The following is a 24,723-nucleotide window of genomic DNA, read 5'->3' as shown; positions in this document are numbered from 1 at the left end:
CCCGTGCCTGCACCCAACGGATTCGACTACGAGACGCGCTCCGACGGCACCGTCCGCATCACCCACCACGGCAAGCCGGCCACCGTACTGCGCGCCGCCCGCGCCGCCGAGTTCCTCGCCGAGGTCGACGACGACCCCCAGGAAGTCATGGCCCGCTGGACCGGCAACTACAAACGCGGCAACGAGCGGATGGGCAAGAACCATCCCCGCAACCGCCACTGACCCGTGGCATGATCGCCGGATGACCGCCCTGATCGCCATCATCCACGCCGGCCTGGCAGCCGCCTGGGTCGGCGGCATGGCCTATTCGCTGTTCGTCGTCCAGCCGAAGCTGAAGAAGTACTTCGGGCCCCGCGAGGAAGACCGCGAGCACCTCACCGCAGTCATTGCCTCAGGCAACCGTTACAAGGTGCTCGCGCTGATCGCGGTGATCGCCCTCACTGGCATCGTGCTGCTCCTGCTGGACCACCACCACTGGTGGATCCACGCCCTCAAAGCCGTCCTGCTCCTGCTGGCGACAGGCATCTTCTACTACGTCTCCTGGCACCACTGGCCCCGCCGAATCTTCGCCACCGCCACCGAACGCCCGGCCCTGCAACGCCAGCTGATCACCCTCGCCACCATCATGCTGGCGCTGGCCGGTTCCGCCTTCGCCCTCGGCGTCTTGTCCACACACCTCTGACCGCGGTTATCCACAGCCATGCCGGGAGGACCGACGACCCAGGGCGCGTTTTCCCTAGACTTCCAGCATGAAGCGTCTGGGGCTCCGCGTCATCACCATCGGTCTGTTGCTCGCACTCGGTCTTGCCACCGGCGCCTGCAAATCAGCTGACCGCGAGGACACCGGGCGTGAGATCACCGTGGCGCGGCCGGTCGACTTCGCGGCGCCGTCCACTCGGCAGGAGGCCGACAGAGTCCATCCACCTGGCGATCGGACCCCGCAGGCTTTGCAGGCCGTCGGAGCCCGTGGTGAGTTGGTGGTTGCGGCGGGGTTCGACCAGTCCTCCAACGTCAGCCGGCCGCTGTTCCTCTCCAGTGACGACGGCGGCTCGACCTGGGTCCGCCGTGAGTTGGACGAGGAGTCAGTGCAGCGGTCGGGCACCATCGAATATCCGACCGACATCGCCGCCGGCCCGGCCGGATTCGTCGCCATCGGCACTTCGAACAGCCGGCCGGTCCTGTGGCGCAGTTCGGACGGCCACTCCTGGGAGCGGAGTCACCTCGACGAGAAGGTCTTCACGGCGAATGACTCAGTGAGCGCCATCACCGCCATCCCGACCGGCTTCGCGATCGTCGGGCAGAGCAATATCGCCGCGGGCGGCAACCGGTTCCCGATCGTGTACTGGCAGTCCTCCGACGGCGTCTCCTGGCAGCGCGCCGTGGGTGCGGAGCTCGGACTCAAGCCGACCGCGAACGGTGAACTGTCACTGACCGCCATCGTTGCTTCTGGCGACAACATCGTCATCAGCGGCGGGCTCTCCACTCCCGGCAACGCCAAGCAGGACGAACGGCTGCAGTACTGGTACTCGACCGACGCCGGCAAGAGCTTTCGCCCTTCGGTCGTCCGCGGCGAGATCGCGGCCGACTACCGGGTCTTCAACGCCGCTCTGGCGTTCGGCGACGGGAAGTTCGTCGCCCTCGCGCAGGGCGGCGGCTACGACGAAGACGGTTCGTGGGACGGGGTCGTGCTGGAAGGTGGCGCGGCCGGTAGCTCCTGGCAGGTCGCCGCCGAGCCGAGGGTCACCGGGTCGACGTACGACGACGAGCCGAAGAGTCTGGCCAAGGCAGGCAAGGACTGGGTGCTGTCGAGCCAGACGACGGCGGGCACCGTCGAGCTCATGGTCGCGGCCGGTCCGGGCTGGTCGCGACTCGCCGATCGCAGCGACGGCGCCAGCCAGCGTGGCCGCGGCGATCAGATCGCTACCGACTCCGTAGCCGTTGGCAACGACGTCGTCGTGGTGGGTTCGAACAACCGCAGCGGGACGACGGAGCCGGCCGCCTGGCGGTACCACGATCGCGCGGTGACGCGGATTGCTCTGCCGGCCGAGGCATCGGCGGGCCGGGCATCAAGCAGCGTGACCACCGTCCTGGCAGCCGGCAAGGACGTGATCGCCGTCGGCTCCGTTGCTGATGCGCCGACCGCGTGGCAGCAACTCGGCGGCAAGTGGCGAGCTACGACTCTGTCCGGACGCAGCGACGGCGTGAACGTGAGCCTTACTGACGCCACCTCCACCGCGGACGGGCGAGTGGTGGCGATGGGCGAGAAGAGTCTGCCGATCGGCTCGCGGGCGGCCGTCTGGATCCGGGACCGGAACGGCCGCTGGGCCGAGACCGACTCACCGGTCTTCGGCGTCAACGCGAACTCCCCCTACGGCGGACCCTCGCCCAAGGCGATCGCGATCGGCGCCGGGGGCTGGGTGGTTGTCGGTCAGCGATCCGACGGCGACAGTCATGTTGACGCCTGGACGATGCATTCTGCCGACGGAAAGGCCTGGACGGAAGGCGGCGGTGGGCGGGTACTGCCGGCCGGTCCCGAGTCCGATTCGCGGCGCACCACGTCCGGGAGTCTGCGCACTGTGCAAGGTGAGGCTGAGATGAGCACCGTCCTCGCGGTGGGTTCCCGATTTGTCGCCGGGGGCGATCCTGGCGATCAGAGCCCTGCCGCCTGGCTTTCTCCGAACGGCAGCAGCTGGGGCGCACCGATCCGCCTGCCGCTGCCGAAGAAGGTGTACAGCGCCAACGTGAGTGCGCTGGGAAGGACCGGCAACACTCTGGTCGCGATCGGCGACTACTACCGGACTGCCGCCGACACCGAGGGCGGCTGGACCAGTTGGACCTCCAGGAATGGTGGCGCGAGCTGGACGGCCGGCCCGATTGTCCTGTCGGGCCCCGGTTACGCGCACACCCTGGTCAACGTGCCGAACGGGCTGGTGGCGCTGGGATACGAGGGCAGCGGTGATCAGCTCGACGCTGCGGCCTGGTTCACCCGGGACGGCGTTTCGTGGAAGCCGGTGGTGGTGGACGGTGCTCGGCTCAAGGGGCCAGGACGCCAGGGGTTCACCTCGGCGATCGTGCGCGACGGAATGCTGTTGATGACAGCTTTCGATATCCCGCCGAGCGGTGGTGGCTACTACACCCTGACGGCAGACCTCCCCGGGTAGCCCGGAATTGGTCTAGTGCGAGCCGTCAGGTGGCGCGGTAGGCGACGGTGATGTCGTAGCGGTCGGAGCGGTAGACGGAGCGGCCGAACTCGATCACCTCACCGGAGGCGGTGCGCGGCGCCGAGGTGATGATCAGGCAGGGAACGGTGGCATCGATGCCCAGCATCTCGGCGTCGGCCGGGTCCGGTGGGGCCGCGACGATCGAGGCGGAGACCATGCCGAGGGTGACACCCCAGCGGGTCGACAAGGAGTCGTAGAGCGAGACCTCGGCCAGGTCCAGTTCCTCCAGGCCCGGGTACCGCCGGAGGGACAAGGCCGTCCGCTCGATGGCCATCGGCTCGCCGTCGGCGGTACGCAGCCGGATCAGGTGCAGTACCGGAGTACCGACTGGCTCCTCCAGCTCGGCGGCCAGCGCCTCGTCCGCGGTACCGACCCTGTGCTCGAGGACCTTGGCGCCGGGGGTGATGCCGCGGGCGCGCATGTCCTGACTGAAGGACGACGTGAGCATCTGTGCCGGGCGCGGCTCGGTGACGAACGTGCCACCACCGGGCCGGCGCGACGCCAGGCCTTCGGCGACGACCCGGTCCACCTCCTGGCGCACTGTCATCCGGGCGACGCCGAAACGCTCGGCCAGCACCCGCTCCGAGGGCAGCACCGTGCCCGCGCTGAGGCTGCGGGTGAGGGTCTGGAGGATCTCGCGGATCTGGTCACCCTTCGGCCGGTCGGTGCGGAGCTCCGTCGGGAGTTCGGCGAGGTCACCGGGGTTGTTCCTTGGGCGGGCCATGACGTCAGTATCCCTGGGAATGTGCCCGGCAAACCGGTTGCCGGGGGTCGCGAGCCTGTGCGCTCCTGAAAGTTTCCAACTAGACCACCAACTACGCCCGACATTACTGTCCGGCACCCCAGGTCGCCAGTAATCATATTGGCAGGCAATGGATACCTTTGGCGACAACATCGGCCGACGAAGTGTGGCGGCGGTTAGAGTGGGGCATGGCGCTCCGCCGCCTGGTGTGCCGGGAAGTCTGGTCGGCGAACGGTCCGACGACGCCCGAACAGAGGGGGGCCGCCCGTGCGGCTGCTGCAGAAACGACGAGCCTTCCCGCGGATCCTGGGGTCCGAGCGCGCCTTCCTCGCGGACACGCTGCGCGCCGAGACGACCGGCGGCCTGGTGCTCGTCGCGGCGGCGGTGATCGCGCTCATCTGGGCGAACTCGCCCTGGCAGGACAGCTACCACCACCTGCGGGACGCGCAACTCGGTCCGTTGACGGTCGAGCAGTGGGCCACCGACGGCGCGCTGACGTTGTTCTTCTACCTGGCCGGTGTCGAGCTCAAGCGTGAACTCGTGGTGGGCACGCTGTCGCGGATCAGCGAGGCCGTCGTACCGGTGGTCGCGGCGTTCTGCGGGATGGCGGCGCCGGCCATCATCTACGCGGCGATCAACTTGACCGTTGCCGACGGCAAGCCACATGGCTGGGCGGTGCCGACGGCAACCGACATCGCGTTCGCGCTGGCGGTGCTGGCGATCGTCGGCCGGTCGTTGCCGAGCGCACTGCGGGCCTTCCTGCTCACGCTCGCGGTGGTCGACGACTTCGGCGCGATCCTGGTGATCGCCGTCTTCTTCTCACACGGGATCAACCTTCTCTACCTGCTCGCGGCGCTGGTCCTCATCGCGGCGTTCTACGTCCTCCAACGCCGGCGGGTCCGTACGCCGTTGCTGTACGTGCCGGTCGTCCTGGCGGCCTGGTGGTTCATGCACGAGTCGGGTATCCACGCCACGATCGCGGGCGTCGCGCTCGGTCTGGTGACCCGCGTCCTCCCTGACGCCGACGAGGAGCGGTCCCCGGCCGAGCGGCTGGAGCACCGGCTGCGGCCGTGGTCGGCGGGGGTCGCGGTGCCCGTGTTCGCCTTGTTCGCCGCGGGTGTCACGCTCGGCGGTGACGCGTTGCGCGAGATGCTGACCGACCCGGTCGCGATCGGCGTGGTCGCCGGGCTGATGGCCGGCAAGGTGATCGGCGTCTTCGGCGGGTCCTGGCTGACCGCGCGCTTCACCCGGGCCGAGCTGAACTCCGACCTCGCCTGGCGAGACGTCGGCGCGGTCTCGGTACTGGCCGGGATCGGCTTCACCGTCGCGTTGCTGATCGCCCAGCTCGCCTTCGGCGACGACCTCGCCCAGATCGAACGCGCCAAGGCCGCGGTCCTGGTCGCCTCGCTGCTGTCCGCCCTGATCGCCGCAGCGCTGCTGTTCCGCCGCAACCGCGCGTACGCCGAGGAATAGCGCCGGGGTACCAGCTAGTGTCGTGGCCAGTGGTGGAACGAATCAGGCCAGTGTGGAAGGAGCGCCATGTCGATGGGGCAGACCGAGGATGAGCCCACTGTCGGGCAGCTCGTCGCCAATGCCAGCAAGGATCTGTCCAGCCTGGTGCGCAGCGAGCTCGAGCTCGCCAAGACCGAGCTGAAGGCGACCGCGGTCAAGGCCGGCACCGGTGCGGGCCTGTTCGGCGCGGCCGGCTTCCTGGCGCTGCTGGCGATCATCCTGCTGTCCATCGCCGCGGCGTACGGGGTGAACGCGCTCGGCCTGCACCCGGCGCTGGCCTTCCTGATCGTTGCCGTGCTCTACCTGTTGATCGCGCTCGCGCTGGTCCTGGTCGGCAAGCGGCTGCTCGGCAAAGCCAAGGGCCCGCAGCGCGCGATCGAGACCTCGAAGGAGTCCGTCGAGGCCCTCAAGGCGATCGGCAAGGGCGACTGATGCGGCCGGCCCGATCGGCCACCGTCGCGGGGACCGGGCGCTGAGCCCCGCTGGGGTATCCGATCTGCTCGTCGACGGGCCGTGGTCGCATTCGCTGGTCGCGGCCAACGGGGCGAGGTTCCACGTGGCGGAGTGTGGCGCGGCGGACGATCCCTTGGTGCTCTTCCTGCACGGCTTCCCCGAGTTCTGGTGGGCCTGGCGGCATCAGCTGCCGGTAGTCGCAGCAGCGGGGTACAGGGCGGTTGCGATGGACCTGCGCGGCTACGGGGCCAGCGACAAGACGCCGCGAGGGTACGACCCCTTTACTGTCTCGGCGGACGTGTCAGGCGTCATCAGGTCGCTGGGGGCGACCGACGCGGTAGTGATCGGGCACGGGTGGGGCGGGTTCGTCGCTTGGTCGGCCGCGGTGTTGGCGTCGAAGCAGGTGCGGGCGCTGGCGGCGGTGTCGGCTCCACACCCGCTGCAGCTGATGCGGTCGGGACAACTGCGGTCGGTGGCTCAGGTGGGCTGGTTCCAGCTGCCGATCCTGCCGGAGCGAAGGTTGCTCGCCCATGACGGCATCCACATCGAGGAACTCCTCCGTGCCTGGTCTGCCCCGGGTGGCGCCTTCCCCGACGCCGAGGCGTCCCGCCGGTACCGTGCCGCGCTCCAGGTCTGGCCTGCACCGCACTGCGCTCTCGAGTACCACCGCTGGTTCGTCCGCTCGCGGCTGCGCTCGGACGGCCGCCGGTACTCCGCCCAGATGCGCACACCAGTCACTGTCCCGGTCCTGCAGGTGCATGGGGCTCTGGATGGCGCGGTTAACCCGGTCAGCTCGACCACGCCCCCGGAGCTACTAGCTGGGCCGTTGCAATACGAAGTACTGACCACTGCGGGCCACTTCCCGCATGAGGAGACCCCGGACCTCTTCAACGAACTCCTGCTGGAGTGGCTGCAGTCCTTATGACTCGGCGACGGGTCCGACGGTCCCCGCCACCCGCCAAGGACCGCTGTTCTCCTGGCCACCCTTCGGGGGTATCCGCACCAGCTTGTAGGTCAGCCACTGCGCGTCCAGGCAACCTCGCCACATGCTCATTCCGATCGTGGCGGAGGACCCGCTCTTGTCCATCACGACCGGTCCGAGGGTGACGTACGGCGTTCCGTCAGCCTGCTCGCAGACCTGGTCTCCGGTGGGCCGGCTCTTCACCCAGCTGATCGGCACCTTGAAAGCCTTCGCATAGGTCGTGATCACCGCCTGCTTCTCCGCAGTGAACGGAGTGCTTCCACCCTGCCCGCCGGTCGGAGAGCTCGCCTCCGGGTACGAGGCATCCAGCACCTTGACGACCGGCCAGCCGCCGGCCGGCCGCTCCCACTTCGTCAGCTCCGCGAGGGCGATGGCCGTGAGATTCGGGGTGAGGTCCGGATTGCCCACCTCGCCGGTCTGGACCGTCGCCAGGTTGGACGGAACCACAGCGGCTGCCGGAGCACCAGCCGACGACGGCGTCTTGCCGGCGGTGGGGCCGGGGGGCGGCCCGCCATCAAGTCCCGCGACCGACAGCACGCCGGCGAGGACGACGAGGACTGCGGCCGCGGCGAGCAGGACCGGGGCCTTGCGGCGTACCGGCCGGATTGTTGCTTCTGGCAAATGATCTAGCAGTTCTTCCTTCTCCGTAAAGGTTTCGCGGAGGAGTTGGCCGACCTCTTCGTCCGTCAGCTTGGGCATTTCAATCGTCCTTGTCGGAGGTCGGGAGGTTGGCGCGCAGGGTGGCCAGGCCGCGGGAGGCGTTGGAGCGGACGGTGACCGGGGAGCAGCCGAGGATGGCGGCGATCTCGTCGTCCGGGAGGTCTTCGTAGAACCGCAGGACCAGGACCGCGCGTTGCGCCCGCGGGAGGTCCGCGAGGAGGCGCCAGGCAGCGTCTCGTTGAGCGTGGCGAGCGCTGATGTCGTCGCTGGCCGGGGGCTCGGGGAGGTCGGCCAGTGGCAGCTCCTGGTTCTTGAGCCGACGACGCCAGCTGAGGAACTCGTTGACGACCATCTTGCTCAGGTACGCGTCAGGCTTGTCGAGGACGCTGATCCGGTCCCAGCGGTGATGGGCTCGCGCCAGCACCGTCTGGACGAGATCCTCCGCGCTGTGCACCCCACCGGACAGCATCAGGGCAAGGCGCAGCAACCGCCGCTCGCTCGACGTCACCAACTCGTCGAACGAGAGCCGCTCGGTGTCCCCGCCCGTGATCGTCACACCCTTCCAACGCCGCGGACCACGCGATCCGTTGCAGCAGGATCAGATCAGGTGCAGCTGTGAGTCGAGACTTCCTGGGTTGCCTTGGCGCCGGCGGCAGCGTCGTCCGCGACCTGCTCGGCAGTCAGCACGTAACCGGTGCGGTTGTCCTCGACCGAGGCCGCGAAGACCACGCCGTACACGGTGCCCTTCGAGGAGAGCAGTGGACCGCCGGAGTTGCCCGGGCGGACCTGGGCCCAGATGGAGAAGGCCTTGCGGGTGACCGTCTTGTCGCCGTAGATGTCCGGTCCGCGCAGCCGCTCCTCGGAACGGATCCTGGCCGGCTCGGAGTCGAACGGCCCGTTCTCCGGATAGCCGAGCACGACGGCGGTCGCGTCGGCCTTGCCGTCGTTGTCGAACAGGAGGGGCTTGACGTTGAGCTCAGGGACGTACAGGACGGCGATGTCCACGCTCGAGTCGAACAGCACCACCCTGGCGTCGTACGAGTGCCCGTTGACCTCCACCTTCGGTGAGCTGACACCGGCGACCACGTGCGCGTTCGTCATCACCCGCTGCGGGGCGTAGACGAAACCGCTGCCCTCGAGGCCGCGTGAGCAGTTCGCGACGCCGGTCACCTTGGCGATCCGGCTGTACGCCAGCCGCACGGTCGGGTTGCGCGCGATCGCGCCGTCCGGCGGCTGCGTCTCGCGGATCCGCTCCGGGACGAACGGGTCGAGGAAGCGCGGGAACAGGTCGGTGTTCACCACGTCGTTGAACGCCTGCAGCGCACGGTCGGCGCCGCCCGGCAACGCCTCGTCGACCTTGGCCAGCACCTGCGAGCCACGCACCGCGGACGTCACGCTCGGGATCCGGGCGCCGCTGACGGCGACACCGAGCACCCAGGAGACGACCAGTACGGACGCCGCGGCCAGTACCGCGCCGCCCAGCGCGTCGACGGCCTTGACCGGCTTCCAGGAGATCTTGTTGCGCAGCCTGGAGCCGAGCAGCGCTCCGACGGTCCGGCCGATCGAGGCCAGCAACACGACCAGCACGAGCGCCGCGAACGACACCTCGACGCTGGGCTGGAAGTTGTCCAGCACCCGCGGTACGCCGTACACGCCGACCGCCGCGCCCGCCAGCAGCCCGAGCGTGGCGCAGGCGCCGAGGACGAAACCCTCGACGTAACCCGAGATCGCCACCAGCACCGTCACCACCAGCAGCGCGATATCGAGACCGCTCACTCCACACCCTCCGGACGCCCCAGGTCGTGCTCGATGGCGGTCAGCCGTCGAACGTCCTCCGGCCGCCGGCCCTCACTCCGCCAGGCCGCCTCGACCAGTCGGTCGGGCAACGGTACGACGTTGCCGGGGTCCCAGTCGCGCGCCCAGCCGCCGAGCTTGAGCAACTTGTCGAGCAGACCGGCCGTGAAACCCCAGATGAAGAGGTCACCCACCGTGAAGGCCGGGCCGGTGAAACCGGACGGATGCAGGCAGCTGATCCGGTTGGCGGGGTCGGCCAGCGCCCCGAGCGCCACCCGGTGCACCGAGGCGACCTCGGCCGGATCGACCACTGCCACCGGCGAGGGCTCACGCCACCAGCCGAGCACGGGCGAGACGGCGAAGTTGCTCACCGGCACCCAGAGCGACGGCCAGACGGCGAACACCTCGACACCGGCCGGGTCCAGGCCGGTCTCCTCCTCTGCTTCGCGGAGCGCGGTACGGATCAGCCCTTCGACGCCGGCGCCGTCCTCGGGGTCGACCCGGCCGCCCGGGAAGGACATCTGGCCGGCGTGACTGCGCAACGTCCAGGCACGCTCGGTCAGCAGGACATCGGGGCCGTCGGCATCGTTGCCGTCGGCAAGCAGAATCAGTACCGCCGAACCGCGCACGCCCGGGTCGTCCTCGGGCGGCAGGAAGCGGGACAGCTCCTTGGGGTCGACCGCTTTGGAAGCTGACCGCAACGGCTGCAGGAACTCGGGCAGCTCCACGTCGTACGTCGTACTGGTCCTCACCAGGTCACTCCCAGCTTCTCGCGTACCAGCTGATCCAGCTCCTGCTGGGACGTGAACGGCGCGCGGTGCACATAGACGACCGCGCCCTTCGCGTCGACGAAGGCGGTCAACGGCGGTCCGCCGATCTTGAGTCCTTGCTGGATCTGCTTGTCGCGGTCGGCGACGTGCGGGTAGTCCCACTTTTGCTCGACCGCGAACTTCACCGCCAGGTCCGGGCGGGTGTCGATGTAGTCGATGCCGATCAGCTTGACCTTGTCCCCCGCTTTGGCATGCAGCGCGGCCAGGTACGGCGCTTCGTGGCGGCACGGTCCGCACCACTGCGCCCACACGTTGACCAGCAGCGGGCCGCGTAGATCGGACAGACGGATGTCGGGGCCGTCACCGAGGCAGGGCAGGCTGACGTCCGGCAGCGCGTTGGCCACCGGTGGTCGCGATTCGACGGTCGGGCAGGGGGTCAGCTGATCGGCTCCGGCGACGGTTGCGCTGGTTGGGCCGGTCTGTGGTTGGCCGTCCGCCTTTTGATCGCCGCACCCAGCCAACAGCAACCCGGCCGCCGCCAGGACGCCGATCAGGGCGGCGTGGCGGAGCGTAGTACGGGGGCTGGACAGCTTGCTCACGCTGGGATCTTCACCAGCTTCGCGGCCAGGTCGGGGTCGGTCGGGCCGGTGCCGTAGGAGGGGCACCACTGCGCGATCGGGCAGGCGCCGCAGGCCGGCTTCTTGGCGTGGCAGCGGCGGCGGCCGTGGAAGATCAGCCGGTGCGACAGCATCGTCCAGTCCTTCTTCGGGAACAGATCGCCGATGATGTGCTCGACCTTGACCGGATCCTCCTCGGTGGTCCAGCCGAACCGGCGGACCAGCCGGCCGAAGTGCGTGTCGACGGTGATGCCGGGGATGCCGAAGGCGTTGCCGAGCACGACGTTCGCCGTCTTGCGGCCGGTACCAGGGAGCTTGACCAGCTCCTCCAGCTTGTTCGGCACGACGCCGTCGTAGTCGTCGACCAGGGCCTGGCCGAGCTTGAGCAGGCTGTTCGTCTTGGCCCGGAAGAAGCCGGTCGGCTTGAGGATGGCCTCCATCTCCTCCCGGTCGGCCTCGGCGTACGCGATCGCGTCCGGGTACTTCGCGAACAGCGTCGGGGTCACCTTGTTGACGGTGACGTCGGTGGTCTGGGCCGACAGGATGGTGGCGACCAGCAACTCAAGCGGAGTGCTGAAGTCGAGTTCGCAGTGCGCGTCCGGATAGGTCTCGGTCAGCACCTTGTGCATCTTGCGTGCCCGCCGGACCAGCTGAGTGGAGGTCTCACCGGTGAAAACGGGCGCCTTCCGCGGAAGCTTGATCGGGGGTTCCACGGAGGCCAGGGCCTCGGCACGCTGGATCGGCATGCAGGCCAGCCTACGTCCGCCCACCTACAGGATTTCCCTCCCGTGCTCCGGACCTGAGCGCACCCCGCCGGAGGGCACTCCGGCGAGTCCTGGCGGGCCTACGTGGCGGTGGGTGGACAGTAGGAGCTACGGTTTTGGGGCGACCGGGTGCGATCCGCCCGGCGCCGAGCGGGCTCCAGGCCTGCTCGTAAGTCGCAGTTCAGGTCCGAGGAGGCCCATTCGTGGACGCCGCAGTGCTCCGACAGGCACCGCTGTTCAGCCAGCTGGACGACGAGGCAGCCGACGCGCTCACCGCGTCGATGACCGAGAGCCGGCTGCGCCGTGGCCAGGTGCTGTTCCACGAAGGCGACTCCGGCGACCGGCTGTTCGTCGTCGTCGAGGGCAAGGTCAAGCTCGGCCGTACCTCCGCCGACGGCCGGGAGAACCTGCTGGCCGTGCTCGGCCCGGGTCAGATGTTCGGCGAGCTGTCCCTGTTCGACCCCGGACCGCGCCAGTCGACCGTCACCGCGGTCACCGACGCGTCGCTGATGGCGCTGACCCACGACGAGCTGCTCCGCTGGCTGGCCGGCCGCCCCGAGGTGGCCCGCGGCCTGCTGCTCCAGCTGGCCTCCCGCCTCCGCAAGGTGTCCGACGTCGTGGCAGACCTGGTGTTCTCCGACGTCCCCGGCCGGGTGGCCAAGGCCCTGCTCGACCTGGCCAGCCGCTTCGGCCGTACCGCGGACGACGGCGTCCACGTCCACCACGACCTCACCCAGGAGGAGCTGGCCCAACTAGTCGGCGCCTCCCGCGAAACCGTCAACAAGGCCCTAGCCGACTTCGCCTCCCGAGGCTGGGTCCGCCTGGAACCCCGCTCAGTAGTCCTCCTAGACATAGAACGCCTCCAACGCCGAGCCCGCTGACCCCGCCGCGCCAACCGAACCCTCCAAGGGGTGAACTCCTGCTTGGAGGGTTCGCCCATCGTTAGGGCAATGGGTTAACCCCGTCACCGGGGGCTAACCCTCCGCTCGTCCGCGGTTTCGGACCAGGCGAAGGCCTGGCGGATGCGGTCGACGAGGCGATTCGGACGGCTGAGATCGTCCCAAGTGACGCGGACAACCAGGAGGCCGGCTGAGCGCAGTCGGTCCTCCCGGTATTTCTCCCGTACGACGGCGTCGAGACCCTCAGCTCGATACTTGATCATTCCGTCGAACTCGACGACCACTCCGTACCGCCGGAAATAGAAGTCGACCCGGGCTACGAGATCGGCTGCACCGAACTGGACTTGCAACTCGGGTTCGGGTAGGCCGTGGGTCTCCATCAGCACCCTGAGCCGCGATTCGCCGACCGACTCCGACAGACCGTCGGCGAACGCGACCGCCGCCAGCGCGGTACCGGTTCTGGGCCAGGCCTTCATCTGGTCCAAGATCGCCCGGAGGTCAGCCTTCGTGACCCGCCCACTGTGCAAAGCGCTGTCACAGAGCGCAACTGCCGCTTCGTATCCAGCCGAGCAGGCCGCCTCGACGACCGACCGCGCGACCGTGGTGGTCGGCAGGCCTTCGGTCGTCGTCACGACACCGGCCGGCAACTCACCCACGTGATGGCTCGTTCTTGCGAGGATCCGGCCGTGACCACGGTCTCTGCGAGTCACGTGAACGAGGTCGAGATCGAGTCCCCACGCCGGCAGCCCATGCAGAACCACGGCGGATTGGTGACTGACAACTACGGCACTCCCGGCAAGAGCACGCGCGGCGGCGTGCACCGCGAGTCGATGCTCAGCCGCCTCGCGCTCCCAGGGCGGGCTGTCGACCGGGTGTACCAATTCGGCGTACAGACCTCTTCTGAGTGAGATCCATTGCCCGGTCCGAAGCCGCTCCCGAATCTGACTCGGCGTGTAGCCGCACTCCACTGCATCCTGACGAGAGAAGGTGCCGCCGTACTCCGCGGCACGGCGCCGAAGTTTGGGGTTCATACTGCACAACCTGCCGCGATCCAGGGCGCCACCCCACCCCGACTTCCCAACTGTGGACAAGCAGCCCCGTCCGCGGGATTCGCCCCTCTTGTGGGGGTTCGCCCCTCTTGTGGGGGTTCGCCCCTCTTGTGGGGGTTTGCTCCTTGGTAGGTCAGTGGGCGAACCCCTGCGAGCGAGGCGAAGCCACCCTGAGGGAGCGGTTAGGGGTTCAGGTAGTCCAGTTGGGCTTGGACTGAGCGGTTGGCGGCGGGCCAGAGGGTTGGGTCTACGTCGGCGTAGACGTGCTGGACTATTGCTTCGGGGGTTGTGTAGCCGGCGGCGAGCGCGGTGCGGACCTGGTTGAGGCGGTCTTGGCGGTGGTTGAGGTAGTGGGTCAGTACTGCGCCTGGGTCTGTGATGACTGGGCCGTGGCCGGGTAGGAGGCGTTCGACGCCGGCTGGGGAGTTGGCGAAGGCGCGGAGGCTTTCCAGGGAGTTCAGGTAGGGGCCCAGGGCTCCGTCGGGGTGGGCGACGACTGAGGTGCCGCGGCCTAGCACTGTGTCGCCGGTCAGCAGCGAGCCGTCTTGTGGGAGCCAGAAGCAGACCGAGTCCATTGTGTGGCCGGGAGTGGGCAGTACTTCGATCCGCAGGTCGCCCGAGGTGATCACGTCGCCCTCGTTGAGCCCGTGCGCGTGGTCGGTCGGGATCCGGAAGGCCGGGTCCACTGAGCGCACCGGGGCGTTGGCCTGCGAGGCGAACCACGCAGCACCCTCCGAGTGGTCGAAGTGCCCGTGTGTGAGCAGCACTGCGGAGACAGTGCACCCGTACTCCGCGACTGCGTCGAGCACTGCGCGCAGGTGTTGCTCCAGCATCGGTCCCGGGTCGACCACTACGGCTGTGTCCGCGTCTGGGGCCCGGAGGATCCACGTATTGGTGCCCTCCAGGGTCATCGGACCCGGGTTCGCCGCGAGTACTCGGGATGCGTAGGCGGTGACCTGCTCGGCTGTCATGTCGTCTCCAGGTAGGCCTGGTCGTTCTCCACCCGTACCGTCGGCAGGATCGGGCGGATCTCGCGGTCGGTCGCGGCGGCGAGTATGTCGGGCACGGCGGCGTACGGGATCAGGTCACGGCAGCAGAGGTAGGTGGGCGGGAGCATGAGCATCTCGCCGGCTTCTACTGCGCGTACTGCGTCGACAGCGGCCATCCAAGCGACTTGGTCGGACTCGCTGGTCACGTCGCGGGTCACCTGGCCGGCCGGGAGCGCGGCGACGAAGAAGCGGGTGTCGTAGCGCCGTGGCTCGAACTCGGGGGTGATCCAGTGGGCCCAGACGCCGAGCAGGTCGGCGCGGAGTACCAGGCCTCGGCGGTGCAGGAAGTCGGCGAACCCGAGCTCCCGTGACTCCAGGGCTACCCGGTCGGCCTCCCAGTCGTCGCCGCTGGTGTCGCTGACCACCGAGTCGGCGTCAGGCCCGGCAAGCAGGACCCCGGACTCCTCGAAGGTCTCCCGCACGGCAGCCGCCACATAGGCCGCGGCAGCCTCCGCCGAGCACCCCATCCGCTCCCCGAACCACTCCGGAGCCGGCCCGGACCAGGAGTCCGCGATAGACGAGTCGGTCGCGTCGACCCGTCCCCCAGGGAACACAGTCATTCCCGCCGCAAACGCCATGCTCTGCTGGCGACGCAGCAAGTAGACCTCCGGACCCGCTGTGGTGTCGCGGGTGAGGATCACCGTCGACGCGGGCCGAGGCTCGACTGCCACTCGGCCCTCACGGATGAACGAAAGCGCCTCAGCAGCCATCCGCCCGGACATCAGGTGAGACTTCAAGTCCCGAACCATAGGTACCTCCGGGATCGGGGACGTGCCGAGCCCGGCGGCCGCGCGGAGCGGCCGCCGTGGCGACGACGGGTCAGTTGACCTCGACGATTAGTTCTACCTCTACCGGGGCGTCCAGGGGGAGGACTGGGACGCCGACGGCGGAGCGGGCGTGCTGGCCGGATTCGCCGAAGAGCTGGCCGAAGAGTTCGGAGGCTCCGTTGGCGACCTGGGGCTGGCCGGTGAAGTCGGGGGTGGAGGCGATGAAGGCGACCGCCTTGACGATCCGGGTGATGTTCGCCAGGTCGCCGATCTCCGCCTTGACCGCGGCCAGCGCGTTCAGCGCGCACTGCTGGGCGCACTCGGCGGCAACCTCGGCAGTGACCTCGGCGCCGACCTTGCCGGTGGCGATCAGGGCGCCCTCGCGCAGCGGCAGCTGGCCGGACGTGTAGACCAGGTTGCCGGTCCGCACGGCGGGTACGTAGGCGGCGACCGGCTTGGCGACCTCGGGCAGCTTCAGGCCGAGCTCGGCCAGCTTCTCCTCGGGGTGGCTCATGACTGGGTGATCTCCCGCTTCAGGTAGGCGACCAGGTTCTCCGGGTTGAGGCCGGGGACGACCTGGACCAGCTCCCAGCCGTCCTGCCCCCAGTTGTCCAGGATCTCCTTGGTCGCGTGGACCAGGAGCGGCACGGTGGCGTACTCGAACTTCTTCATGGGAGGGACTCTAACGGGCGCCCCGCCCAGCCTGCTGTGGGCCACGACCTAGTCTGGGGACCATGGCGAGGCTCCACGTGGTGACGGGCAAAGGCGGAACCGGCAAGACGACGGTCGCCGCCGCCATGGCGCTCGCCCTCGCCGACCAGGGCAAGCGGATCCTGCTGGTCGAGGTGGAGGGCCGCCAGGGGCTGGCCCAGCTCTTCGACGTACCACCGCTCCCGTACGTCGAACGCCGGATCGCCGTCGGCCCGGCCGGGGGCGAGGTCTACGCACTCGCAGTGGACGCCGAGGCGGCCCTGCTCGAGTACCTGGACATGTACTACCACCTGGGCCGCGCAGGGAAGGCACTCGACAAGGTGGGCGCCGTCGACTTCGTCACCACCATCGCGCCGGGCCTCCGCGACGTACTGCTCACCGGCAAGGTCTACGAGGCGACCAGGCGGAAGGCCCACGGGCGGCTCGCGTACGACGCCGTAGTACTGGATGCCCCACCGACCGGCCGGGTCGGACGATTCCTCAACGTGAACCACGAGGTCGCCGGACTGGCCAAGGTCGGCCCGATCCGCAACCAGGCGGACGCGATCATGGGCATGCTCCGCTCGGACGTCACCCGGATCCACCTGGTCACCCTGCTCGAGGAGATGCCGGTCCAGGAGACCCTGGACGCCGTCGAGCAGCTCGAGTCGCTGGACCTCAAGGTCGGGTCGATCGTGGTCAACATGGTCCGGCACAGCCCGCTCGACGACGACGCGCTCGCCCTTGCGGTGAAGGAGAAACTACCCGCCGCCGAGCTCACCCGCGGCCTCAAGGCGGCCGGGATCACTGTCACCAAAGAGCTCACGACGGCACTCGCGCAAGAGGCCCACGACCACGCGGTACGGGTCGGGCTGGAGCGCGAGAACCGCGACCGGATAGATGCCCTGGGCAAGAAAGTGACGGAACTCGCCTTACTGCCAGACGGTATCGACCACGGCGCCCTGTTCGATCTGGCTGAGGAGTTGCGCGCGTGACGGCCCTGGATCTCGACCGGCTGATCGACGACCCGAGCACCCGGATCATCGTGACGTGTGGATCCGGTGGCGTCGGCAAGACGACGACCGCGGCCGCGCTGGGTCTCAGGGCGGCCGAGCGCGGGCGGAAGGTCGTCGTACTGACCATCGACCCGGCCCGCAGACTGGCCCAGGCGCTCGGATTGACCGAGTTGGACAACACCCCCCGCGCGGTGGCCGATGTCGATGCCGCCAACGGTGGCCGGCTCGACGCGATGATGCTCGACATGAAGCGCACGTTCGACGAGGTGGTGCTCTCGCACGCGACCCCCGAGAAGGCCGAGCAGATCCTCGCGAACCCTTTCTACGTGGCGCTTTCCAGCTCCTTCGCCGGCACCCAGGAGTATATGGCGATGGAGAAGCTCGGGCAGCTGTACAAGCAGTCCGAGCGGACCGGCGAGTGGGACCTGATCGTCGTCGACACGCCACCGTCGCGGTCGGCGCTCGACTTCCTGGACGCTCCCGAGCGGCTGGCGTCGCTGCTGGAGGGACGGTTCCTGCGACTGCTGCTCGCGCCGGCCAGGGGTCCGTTCAGATTGATGTCGGCGGGGGTGAACCTCGCCATGTCGGTCATGAACAAGGTGCTCGGCGCGCAGGTGCTCACCGACGTACAGACCTTCGCGGCTGCCTTCGACACCCTCTTCGGCGGGTTCCGGGAGCGGGCCGCGAAGACGGTCGCTCTGCTGCGCGAGCCGCACACCGCGTTCCTGGTGGTGGCCGCTCCGCAGAACGATGCGCTGCGCGAGGCGTCGTACTTCACCGAGCGGCTCCGCGAGGAGAACATGCCGCTGGCCGGGGTCGTCCTCAACCGCGTGACGACCACACATGTGCCTTCGGTGTCCGCTGAGCAGGCTCTGGCAGCCGCTGAGCGACTCGAGGCCGACGACAAGTCGGCGCTGACCGCGGCCGTACTGCGCTTGCACGCCGACCGCATGCAGCAGGTGGTCAGCGACCGCAAACGCGCCGAGCGGTTCCGGCGCGGCCACCGGTCGATCGCGACCATCGACGTACCGGCACTGCCCGACGACGTGCACGATCTGTCCGGTCTGCGCGCGATCGGTGACCTGCTGACCGCCTGACGTCACCTTTTTCACCCTCAGCGAACGCCCGGAAGGCCTGGGAATGACCAGGTGGGGACGGTGGTTGAGCCTGTCAGACTCAATCTTCAACAGAGGGTGTGACAGCGTGACTGAGACGTTGAATCTTCCTGTACTGCCGCTCGACGACGTCGTGGTCCTGCCGGGAATGGTCGTGCCGGTCCGGTTGGCCGACACCGAGGCACGCGCCGCCATCGATGCCGCACAGGCTTCCGGCACGGACCAGGTGCTCCTGGTGCCACGACTGGACGGAAAATATGCCAAGGCCGGGACGCTCGGCGAGATCGAGCAGATCGGCAGGTTGCCGGGCGGAGCCCAGGCAGCCGTCATCCGGGGTGTGTCCCGGGTCCTGATCGGCGCGGGGACCACTGGTCCCGGTGCGGCCCTGTGGGTCGGCGCGACCGTCCTGGACGAGATCACTGACAGCAAGTCGGGCGAGCTGGCCCGCGACTACAAGGCCCTGGTGACGACCGTGCTGGAGCGCCGCGAGGCGTGGCAGGTCATCAACTCGGTGAAGCAGGTGACCAGCCCGGCGGAGCTGTCCGACCTGGCCGGGTACGCCTCGTACCTGACCAACGAGCAGAAGAGCTGGCTGCTGGAGACGGCTGACGTCTCCGAGCGGCTGACCAAGCTGATCGGCTGGGTCAAGGACCACCTGGCCGAGCTCGAGGTCTCCGAGACGATCCAGAAGGACGTCCAGGAGGGCATGGAGAAGCAGCAGCGGGAGTTCCTGCTGCGCCAGCAGTTGGCCGCGGTACGCAAGGAACTGGCCGAGCTGGACGGCAAGGCCGAGTCCGAGGAAGAGGACTACCGGGCCCGCGTCGAGGCTGCTGATCTGCCGGAGCACGTCCGCAAGGCCGCGCTCGCCGAGGTCGACAAGCTGGAGCGTACGGCCGAGCAGTCCCCCGAGGTCGGCTGGATCCGGACCTGGCTGGACACCGTGCTCGAGCTGCCGTGGAACGAGCGGACCGAGGACGGCTACGACATCCGTGAGGCCAGGGCGATCCTGGACGCGGACCACGCGGGCCTGGACGACGTCAAGGAGCGCATCACCGAGTACCTGGCCGTACGCCGCCGCAGGGCGGACCGCGGGCTGGGAGTGGTCGGTGGACGCCGCAGTGGCGCAGTACTGGCACTAGTGGGTCCTCCTGGCGTGGGTAAGACCTCGCTGGGCGAGTCGGTGGCCCGTGCGATGGGCCGTAAGTTCGTCCGGGTTGCACTGGGCGGCGTACGGGACGAGGCCGAGATCCGCGGTCACCGCCGGACGTACGTCGGGGCACTGCCCGGGCGGATCGTCAGGGCGATCACGGAGGCCGGTTCGATGAACCCCGTCGTACTGCTGGACGAGATCGACAAGGTGGGCGCGGACTACCGGGGCGACCCGACCGCTGCTCTGCTGGAGGTACTGGACCCGGCGCAGAACCACACCTTCCGGGACCACTACCTGGAGGTCGAGCTGGACCTGTCCGACGTGGTCTTCCTGGCCACGGCGAACGTGCTCGACTCGATCCCGGCACCGCTGCTCGACCGGATGGAGCTCGTCCAGCTGGACGGCTACACCGAGGACGAGAAGGTCACCATCGCCCGCGACCACCTGCTCCCGCGTCAGCTGGACCGGGCTGGTCTGTCGGTCGAGGAGGTCGCCATCGACGACTCGGCGCTGCGCTTGCTGGCCGGCGAGTACACCCGCGAGGCCGGCGTACGGCAGCTCGAGCGCTCCATCGCCCGAGTACTGCGGAAGGTGACGGCCAAGCTCGCCCTGGGCGAGGACTTGGGGGCGCTGACCATCAGTGCTGCCGACCTGAAGGGGTACCTGGGTTCACCCAAGTTCACGCCGGACTCGGCGGAGCGGACTGCTCTACCGGGTGTGGCGACTGGACTGGCGGTGACGGGTGCCGGTGGTGACGTGCTCTTCATCGAGGCGTCGCTGGCGGACAAGGAGACCGGCCCGACCGGGGTCACGTTGACGGGCCAGCTCGGCGACGTGATGAAGGAGTCGGCGCAGATCGCGTTGTCCTACCTGCGCTCGCACGGTGCGGAACTGGGGCTGCCGGTCGGCGATCTGGCCGAGCGGAACACCCACATCCACGTGCCGGCCGGCGCGGTACCGAAGGACGGCCCGTCGGCCGGTGTCACGATGACGACGGCGCTCGCGTCGCTGCTGTCGGGACGGCCGGTACGGTCCGAGGTCGCGATGACCGGTGAGGTGTCGCTGACCGGCCGGGTACTCCCGATCGGTGGCGTGAAGCAGAAGCTGCTCGCCGCCCACCGGGCCGGACTGACCACGATCCTGATCCCGAAGCGCAACGAGCCGGATCTGGAGGACGTGCCGGAGTCGGTGCTCAAGGAGCTGACGGTTCACCCCGTGAGCGACGTCCGCGAGGTACTGGAACTGGCGCTGGAGCCGGCCCAGGTGGACGCCCGGCAGTTCGCCGCCTGACCGTAGTACGAGACAGCCGGCGGGACCCTGTGAAGGGGTCTCGCCGGCTGTTGCGCGTCTTGCTACAGACGCTTGAATTCACGCTCCGGTTGACGTGACATAAAACACATTCGAGGAATTGGCGTGGCGCTGTGATCCCGTAGGCTCTAGTCCATGCGCGTAAGGGAAAAGGGCGATCGGGGCGTCGTCCAGTCAGTGGTTCTGTTCCTCGGGGTGAGTGTTCTGTCGGGTGCTCTGGCGGCCGGTCTGGCGATCCCGTTCGCGGGTCTGGCCGGCTTCGGCACCGAGAAGACGGCGGAGACCCTGCAGGATCTGCCACAGGAGCTGAAGACGGTCCCGGTGTCGCGCAAGACGTACATCTACACCGCCGATCACAAGCTGATCGCGACGCTGTACGACCAGAACCGCGACCCCGTCACGCTCGCGCAGATCAACCCGATCATGCAGAAGGCGATCGTCTCGATCGAGGACGACCGTTTCTTCGAGCACGGCGCGCTCGACGCCAAGGGCACGCTGCGCGCGCTGATCCGCAACCAGAACAGCGGCGGCGTCCAGCAGGGTGGCTCCAGCATCACCCAGCAGTTCGTCAAGCTGAGCCTGGTCGAGAAGGCAAACGCCAGCGGTGACGAGAAGGCGATCAAGGACGCCACCGCCGACACCTACGAGCGCAAGATCGCCGAGCTGCGCTACGCGATCGCGGTCGAGAAGGAGTTCTCCAAGAACGAGATCCTGGAGAAGTACCTGAACCTGGCCAACTTCGGCGACGGCTCGTACGGCGTCGAGGCGGCCGCCCGGCACTACTTCAACACCACCGCGGCCAAGCTGACGCTGCCGCAGGCGGCGATGCTGGCCGGCCTGGTGAAGAACCCGACCGGATACGACCCGACGAACAACCCGGCCAAGGCGAAGGAACGTCGCGACGTCGTCCTGCGGCGCATGCAGGAGCTGAACGTCATCACCGCCGCCCAGGCCAACGCGGCGATCAAGACGCCGGTGCTGACCGGCAAGGTGGTCAAGGTCCTCAACGGCTGCGCCAACTCGCCGTACCCGTTCTACTGCGAGTACGTCGTCTCGAAGCTGATGGAGAACCCAGCCTTCGGCCGGACCGGCAAAGACCGCGAGCACTACCTCAAGACCGCCGGCATCACGGTGATCACCTCACTGGACAGCCGGGTCCAGGCGGCCGCGCAGAAGTCGATCAACGAGCACACCAAGTCCGACGACCAGCCGATCGCGGCGATCACCATGGTGGAACCGGGCACCGGCCTGGTGAAGGCGATGGTGCAGAGCCGGGAGTACACGGCCGGCAAGGAGGACAAGGGCAAGACGGCGTACAACTACAACGTCGAGAAGACCTACGAAGGCGGCTACGGCGGATTCCAGAACGGTTCGACGATGAAGGCGTTCACGATCGCCGCGGCGATCCAGGCCGGCATCCCGATCAACTACCGGATCCCCTCACCGAGCCCGATCCCGCTCAGCGGAGTGAAGTTCAAGACCTGCTCGGGGACGACGTCGGACCCCGACTACAACCCGCGGAACTCGACCAAGTCGCCGCCCGAGCCGACCATGATCGAGGCCGCCCAGAAGTCGACCAACACCTACTTCCTGCAGCTCTCGCAGCGGGTCGGCCTGTGCCCGATCGCCAAGCTCGCCGAGAGTCTGGGCATGCACAACGCCCAGACCGGCGAGCCGCTCGAGCAGGTCGTCTCGATGACGCTGGGCGTCGGTCTGATCAGCCCGCTGCAGCTGGCCAACGCCTACGCCACCTTCGCGGCCCGCGGCAAGTACTGCACGCCGCAGCTGATCACCTCGGTGAAGAACTGGAAGGGCCGCTCGCTCACCACCCCCGGCCCGAGCTGCAAGCAGGTGCTCACCCCCGAGGTCGCCGACGGGGTCAACGCTGTGCTGCACGAGGTGCTGGAGAACGGTGGTACCGGTTCGCACCTGAAGTTCGGCCGCAGTGACCTGGCCGGCAAGACCGGAACGATCCAGGACACCAAGGCCGTCTGGTTCTCGGGCTACTCGAACAAGCTGGCCGCGGCCGCGGTGGTGGCCGACGCCGACCTGCCCTACAAGAAGCTGATGGGCCAGCGGTTCAACGGCGAGACGATGAGCGACGCCTCCGGTTCGGGTACCGCCGGTCCGCTCTGGGAGACCGCGATGCAAGGCGCCCTCAAGGGCACCCCGACCACCAAGTTCACCGCGCCCACCGACGAGACCCGGCGCGGCAACGTCGAGGACCTGCCGTACGTGAACGGCATGAACCCCGACGAGGCGGCGAACAAGCTGCGCGGGATGGGCTTCGAGGCCACCATCGCTCCCGGCCAGGTCGACTCCGAAGAGGTCCAGGGCACCGTCGCGTACCTCAGCCCGCGCAGCCAGGACGGCGCGCCGGCCGGCTCACTGGTGACGATCTACGTCTCCAACGGCAGCAAGATCCAGCAACCACCGACCACCCCAGGTATCCCGAACCCGCCGATCCCACCGAACACCGGCAAGCCCGGCGGCGGCAAGCCCGGCGGCAACTGCCCACCCTGGAACCCGAAGTACCCGAACTGCGGCGGCCGCTGACACCGAAGAAGCGCCCTGTCCTTCCCGGACAGGGCGCTTCTTCGTCTGTCAGGTCAGCTAGGCGCCGAGCTGGCGCTTGACCTCGGCGGAGACGGTGCCGCCGTCGGCTTTGCCCTTGACCTTGGGCTGGAGGGCGCCCATCACCTTGCCGATGCCGCGCGGGCCGAGTTCGGCGGCTCCGGTGGCGGCGATGGTTTCGGTGACCAGGGCGGCGATCTCCTCCTGGGTGAGCTGCTCGGGCAGGTACTCGGCCAGAATGTCGGCCTCGGCCTGCTCCTTGAGGGCCAGTTCCTCACGGCCCGCGTCCCGGTACGCCGTGACCGACTCGCGGCGCTTCTTCGCCTCGGCGGTGAGCACGTCGAGGACCTCCGCGTCGGACAGCTCGCGAGCCTCCTTGCCGGCCACCTCCTGCTTGGTCACGGCCGTGAGCGCCATCCGCAGGGTCGACTTGCGGAGCTCGTCGCGCGCCTTCAGGGCGGCGGTCATGTCATCGTGCAGGCGCTGCTTCAGTTCGGAGTTGGACATGCCCACGATTGTGGCAGGCTGGTGAAATGAGTTTCCGGGGGCTTGCCACCACGACACTGAAGTCCGCTGCCGTCGTCAGCGCGGTGGGCGCTGCCTGTGTCGCGTACGCGGCGGCCATCGAGGTGCGGTGGTTCACGCTGCGCAGGGTGACGGTGCCGGTGCTGCCGGTGGGTACGGCGCCGCTCAAGGTGCTGCACCTGTCCGACCTGCACCTGATGCCGACGCAGGAGAAGAAGATCCGCTGGGTCAACGAGCTGGCCCGGCTGGAGCCGGATCTGATCGTCAACACCGGCGACAACATCTCCCACCCCGACTCGGTTCTGCCGCTGCTGCGCGCGTACGGCGCGCTGCTCGACGTACCGGGTGTGTTCGTCTTCGGCTCGAACGACTACTGGAAGCCGCATTTCAAGAACCCGGCGAAGTACCTGCTGCCGGCCAACAAGCAGCGGCACAAGCCGCACGGGCCCGACCTGCCGTACGAAGAGATGCGCTCGGCATTCACCAGAGCCGGCTGGGTCGATCTCAACAACGAGCGCTCCACCCTCAAGGTGAACGGCCTGCGCCTGGACTTCGCCGGCACCGACGACCCCCACATCAGGCGCGACCGGTACGCCGAGGTCGCGGGCGAGGTGGATCCGGCCGCCGACCTGTCCATCGGGGTGACGCACGCGCCGTACCAGCGGGTGCTGAACGGGTTCGTCGGCGACGGGTATCCGCTGGTGCTCGCCGGCCACACCCACGGCGGTCAGCTCGCGGTGCCGCTCTACGGCGCCCTGGTGACCAACTGCGACCTCGACGCGTCCCGGGTCAAGGGTTTGTCCACCTGGGGCTTCGAAGGGCGCCAGGCGGCACTGCACGTCTCGGCCGGCCTGGGCACCTCGCCGTACGCACCGGTGCGGTTCGCGTGCCGTCCGGAAGCGACGTTGCTCACCCTGGTTCCGAAGGCCGGATAACCCGATTTCGTCCTGGCGGGTGGCGCATGTAAGCTAACGCCGACTTCGGGCTGTGGCGCAGCTTGGTAGCGCGCGTCGTTCGGGACGACGAGGTCGCAGGTTCAAATCCTGTCAGCCCGACAAATGAAGGC

The 24,723-nt window shown here is 68.5% G+C and carries 26 protein-coding genes, 1 tRNA gene and 1 pseudogene; 14 read left to right on the top strand and 14 right to left on the bottom strand.

All coding sequences use genetic code 11. The annotated features are described in order from the left end of the window. Positions 1–3: 3 nt before the first annotated feature. The 3 genes from ACIA12_RS23445 to ACIA12_RS23435 all read left to right on the top strand — a co-directional run bounded on the left by ACIA12_RS23445 (position 4) and on the right by ACIA12_RS23435 (position 3,161). The gene (locus tag ACIA12_RS23445) at positions 4–222 is read left to right on the top strand and encodes a hypothetical protein (protein ID WP_396369157.1); all 219 of its coding nucleotides are present in this window, start codon (positions 4–6) and stop codon (positions 220–222) included. 19 nt (positions 223–241) lie between these two features. Beyond that, the gene (locus ACIA12_RS23440; RefSeq protein ID WP_396369156.1) at positions 242–682 is read left to right on the top strand and encodes a hypothetical protein; all 441 of its coding nucleotides are present in this window, start codon (positions 242–244) and stop codon (positions 680–682) included. 67 nt (positions 683–749) lie between these two features. Beyond that, positions 750–3,161, top strand: a complete 2,412-nt coding sequence (locus tag ACIA12_RS23435) for a hypothetical protein (RefSeq protein WP_396369155.1) — start codon at positions 750–752, stop codon at positions 3,159–3,161. A gap of 25 nt (positions 3,162–3,186) precedes the next feature. Here ACIA12_RS23435 and ACIA12_RS23430 read toward each other — a convergent pair whose 3' ends face one another. Continuing rightward, on the bottom strand, positions 3,187–3,945 hold the full coding sequence (locus ACIA12_RS23430; RefSeq protein WP_396369154.1) for a GntR family transcriptional regulator: 759 nt from the start codon (positions 3,943–3,945) through the stop codon (positions 3,187–3,189). 285 nt (positions 3,946–4,230) lie between these two features. Between ACIA12_RS23430 and nhaA the strand changes: the two genes are divergently transcribed. The 3 genes from nhaA (at position 4,231) to ACIA12_RS23415 (ending at position 6,853) form a co-directional block, all read left to right on the top strand. Continuing rightward, positions 4,231–5,436 (top strand): Na+/H+ antiporter NhaA, encoded by a 1,206-nt coding sequence (gene nhaA / locus ACIA12_RS23425; RefSeq protein WP_396369153.1) that lies wholly within the window; start codon positions 4,231–4,233, stop codon positions 5,434–5,436. Positions 5,437–5,508: 72 nt separating this feature from the next. Next, positions 5,509–5,907 carry a phage holin family protein gene (locus tag ACIA12_RS23420; protein WP_396369152.1) on the top strand — a complete coding sequence of 133 codons (399 nt, stop codon included), beginning with the start codon at positions 5,509–5,511 and terminating at the stop codon, positions 5,905–5,907. Positions 5,908–6,031: 124 nt separating this feature from the next. Continuing rightward, positions 6,032–6,853, top strand: coding sequence for an alpha/beta fold hydrolase (locus tag ACIA12_RS23415; RefSeq protein ID WP_396369151.1), 822 nt, complete (start codon positions 6,032–6,034; stop codon positions 6,851–6,853). On the opposite strand, the gene ACIA12_RS23410 is transcribed toward ACIA12_RS23415, so the two are convergent. From ACIA12_RS23410 to nth, 6 genes are read right to left on the bottom strand one after another with little or no spacing between them, the layout of a single operon-like run. Next, a complete protein-coding gene (locus tag ACIA12_RS23410) occupies positions 6,848–7,609 on the bottom strand; it encodes a hypothetical protein (protein WP_396369149.1) in 762 nt (253 codons plus the stop codon). The genes ACIA12_RS23415 and ACIA12_RS23410 overlap by 6 nt on opposite strands. Before the next feature lies 1 nt (position 7,610). Then, positions 7,611–8,126 (bottom strand): SigE family RNA polymerase sigma factor, encoded by a 516-nt coding sequence (locus ACIA12_RS23405; RefSeq protein WP_396369148.1) that lies wholly within the window; start codon positions 8,124–8,126, stop codon positions 7,611–7,613. A gap of 47 nt (positions 8,127–8,173) precedes the next feature. Beyond that, positions 8,174–9,346 (bottom strand): MarP family serine protease, encoded by a 1,173-nt coding sequence (locus ACIA12_RS23400; protein WP_396369147.1) that lies wholly within the window; start codon positions 9,344–9,346, stop codon positions 8,174–8,176. Further along, positions 9,343–10,116: an NUDIX hydrolase gene (locus tag ACIA12_RS23395; protein ID WP_396369146.1), complete on the bottom strand. Its 774-nt coding sequence runs from the start codon at positions 10,114–10,116 to the stop codon at positions 9,343–9,345. The genes ACIA12_RS23400 and ACIA12_RS23395 overlap by 4 nt, the downstream gene beginning before the upstream one ends. Next, on the bottom strand, positions 10,113–10,733 hold the full coding sequence (locus tag ACIA12_RS23390; protein WP_396369145.1) for a TlpA family protein disulfide reductase: 621 nt from the start codon (positions 10,731–10,733) through the stop codon (positions 10,113–10,115). The genes ACIA12_RS23395 and ACIA12_RS23390 overlap by 4 nt, the downstream gene beginning before the upstream one ends. Next, positions 10,730–11,497, bottom strand: coding sequence for an endonuclease III (nth, locus tag ACIA12_RS23385; RefSeq protein WP_396369144.1), 768 nt, complete (start codon positions 11,495–11,497; stop codon positions 10,730–10,732). Before nth ends, ACIA12_RS23390 begins: the two co-directional genes overlap by 4 nt. Before the next feature lie 221 nt (positions 11,498–11,718). Here nth and ACIA12_RS23380 point away from each other — a divergent pair, with 221 nt between their 5' ends. Beyond that, entirely contained in the window at positions 11,719–12,396 is a 678-nt protein-coding gene (locus ACIA12_RS23380) for a Crp/Fnr family transcriptional regulator (RefSeq protein ID WP_328332586.1), read from the top strand. Positions 12,397–12,479: 83 nt separating this feature from the next. On the opposite strand, the gene ACIA12_RS23375 is transcribed toward ACIA12_RS23380, so the two are convergent. Next, positions 12,480–13,070: a hypothetical protein gene (locus ACIA12_RS23375; protein ID WP_396369399.1), complete on the bottom strand. Its 591-nt coding sequence runs from the start codon at positions 13,068–13,070 to the stop codon at positions 12,480–12,482. A 30-nt stretch (positions 13,071–13,100) separates the two neighbouring features. Here ACIA12_RS23375 and ACIA12_RS23370 point away from each other — a divergent pair, with 30 nt between their 5' ends. Continuing rightward, the gene (locus ACIA12_RS23370) at positions 13,101–13,322 is read left to right on the top strand and encodes a hypothetical protein (RefSeq protein WP_396369397.1); all 222 of its coding nucleotides are present in this window, start codon (positions 13,101–13,103) and stop codon (positions 13,320–13,322) included. A gap of 36 nt (positions 13,323–13,358) precedes the next feature. Here the strand turns inward: ACIA12_RS23370 and ACIA12_RS23365 are convergent. From ACIA12_RS23365 to ACIA12_RS23345, 5 genes and pseudogenes are all read right to left on the bottom strand, one after another. Further along, positions 13,359–13,445 (bottom strand): annotated as a pseudogene (locus tag ACIA12_RS23365) (hypothetical protein); the annotation flags it as partial. A gap of 200 nt (positions 13,446–13,645) precedes the next feature. Continuing rightward, complete coding sequence (locus ACIA12_RS23360; protein ID WP_396369143.1) at positions 13,646–14,434, bottom strand: MBL fold metallo-hydrolase; 789 nt, start codon at positions 14,432–14,434, stop codon at positions 13,646–13,648. Then, positions 14,431–15,249: an NUDIX hydrolase gene (locus ACIA12_RS23355; RefSeq protein ID WP_396369142.1), complete on the bottom strand. Its 819-nt coding sequence runs from the start codon at positions 15,247–15,249 to the stop codon at positions 14,431–14,433. The genes ACIA12_RS23360 and ACIA12_RS23355 overlap by 4 nt, the downstream gene beginning before the upstream one ends. An 82-nt stretch (positions 15,250–15,331) precedes the next feature. Continuing rightward, entirely contained in the window at positions 15,332–15,793 is a 462-nt protein-coding gene (locus ACIA12_RS23350; protein WP_396369141.1) for a RidA family protein, read from the bottom strand. After that, on the bottom strand, positions 15,790–15,951 hold the full coding sequence (locus tag ACIA12_RS23345) for a DUF4177 domain-containing protein (protein ID WP_363815835.1): 162 nt from the start codon (positions 15,949–15,951) through the stop codon (positions 15,790–15,792). The genes ACIA12_RS23350 and ACIA12_RS23345 overlap by 4 nt, the downstream gene beginning before the upstream one ends. Before the next feature lie 62 nt (positions 15,952–16,013). Here ACIA12_RS23345 and ACIA12_RS23340 point away from each other — a divergent pair, with 62 nt between their 5' ends. The 4 genes from ACIA12_RS23340 to ACIA12_RS23325 all read left to right on the top strand — a co-directional run bounded on the left by ACIA12_RS23340 (position 16,014) and on the right by ACIA12_RS23325 (position 23,114). Further along, positions 16,014–16,964 (top strand): ArsA-related P-loop ATPase, encoded by a 951-nt coding sequence (locus ACIA12_RS23340; RefSeq protein ID WP_396369140.1) that lies wholly within the window; start codon positions 16,014–16,016, stop codon positions 16,962–16,964. Beyond that, positions 16,961–18,082, top strand: coding sequence for an ArsA family ATPase (locus tag ACIA12_RS23335; RefSeq protein ID WP_396369139.1), 1,122 nt, complete (start codon positions 16,961–16,963; stop codon positions 18,080–18,082). Before ACIA12_RS23340 ends, ACIA12_RS23335 begins: the two co-directional genes overlap by 4 nt. Before the next feature lie 106 nt (positions 18,083–18,188). Further along, the gene (gene lon, locus ACIA12_RS23330) at positions 18,189–20,540 is read left to right on the top strand and encodes an endopeptidase La (RefSeq protein ID WP_396369138.1); all 2,352 of its coding nucleotides are present in this window, start codon (positions 18,189–18,191) and stop codon (positions 20,538–20,540) included. Positions 20,541–20,693: 153 nt separating this feature from the next. Continuing rightward, positions 20,694–23,114 (top strand): transglycosylase domain-containing protein, encoded by a 2,421-nt coding sequence (locus tag ACIA12_RS23325; protein WP_396369137.1) that lies wholly within the window; start codon positions 20,694–20,696, stop codon positions 23,112–23,114. Between the two features lie 57 nt (positions 23,115–23,171). Here the strand turns inward: ACIA12_RS23325 and ACIA12_RS23320 are convergent, their stop codons facing one another. Further along, positions 23,172–23,639 carry a GatB/YqeY domain-containing protein gene (locus ACIA12_RS23320; protein ID WP_396369136.1) on the bottom strand — a complete coding sequence of 156 codons (468 nt, stop codon included), beginning with the start codon at positions 23,637–23,639 and terminating at the stop codon, positions 23,172–23,174. 26 nt (positions 23,640–23,665) lie between these two features. On the opposite strand from ACIA12_RS23320, the gene ACIA12_RS23315 reads away from it, so the two are divergent. Continuing rightward, on the top strand, positions 23,666–24,592 hold the full coding sequence (locus tag ACIA12_RS23315; protein ID WP_396369135.1) for a metallophosphoesterase: 927 nt from the start codon (positions 23,666–23,668) through the stop codon (positions 24,590–24,592). A gap of 46 nt (positions 24,593–24,638) precedes the next feature. Next, positions 24,639–24,712 (top strand) — tRNA-Pro (locus tag ACIA12_RS23310). The last annotated feature ends 11 nt before the right edge of the window (positions 24,713–24,723 follow it).

It is taken from the genome of Kribbella sp. NPDC051620, assembly GCF_044453825.1.
Taxonomy (GTDB): Bacteria; Actinomycetota; Actinomycetes; order Propionibacteriales; family Kribbellaceae; genus Kribbella.
This window is presented reverse-complemented; position numbering and strand designations above follow the sequence as displayed.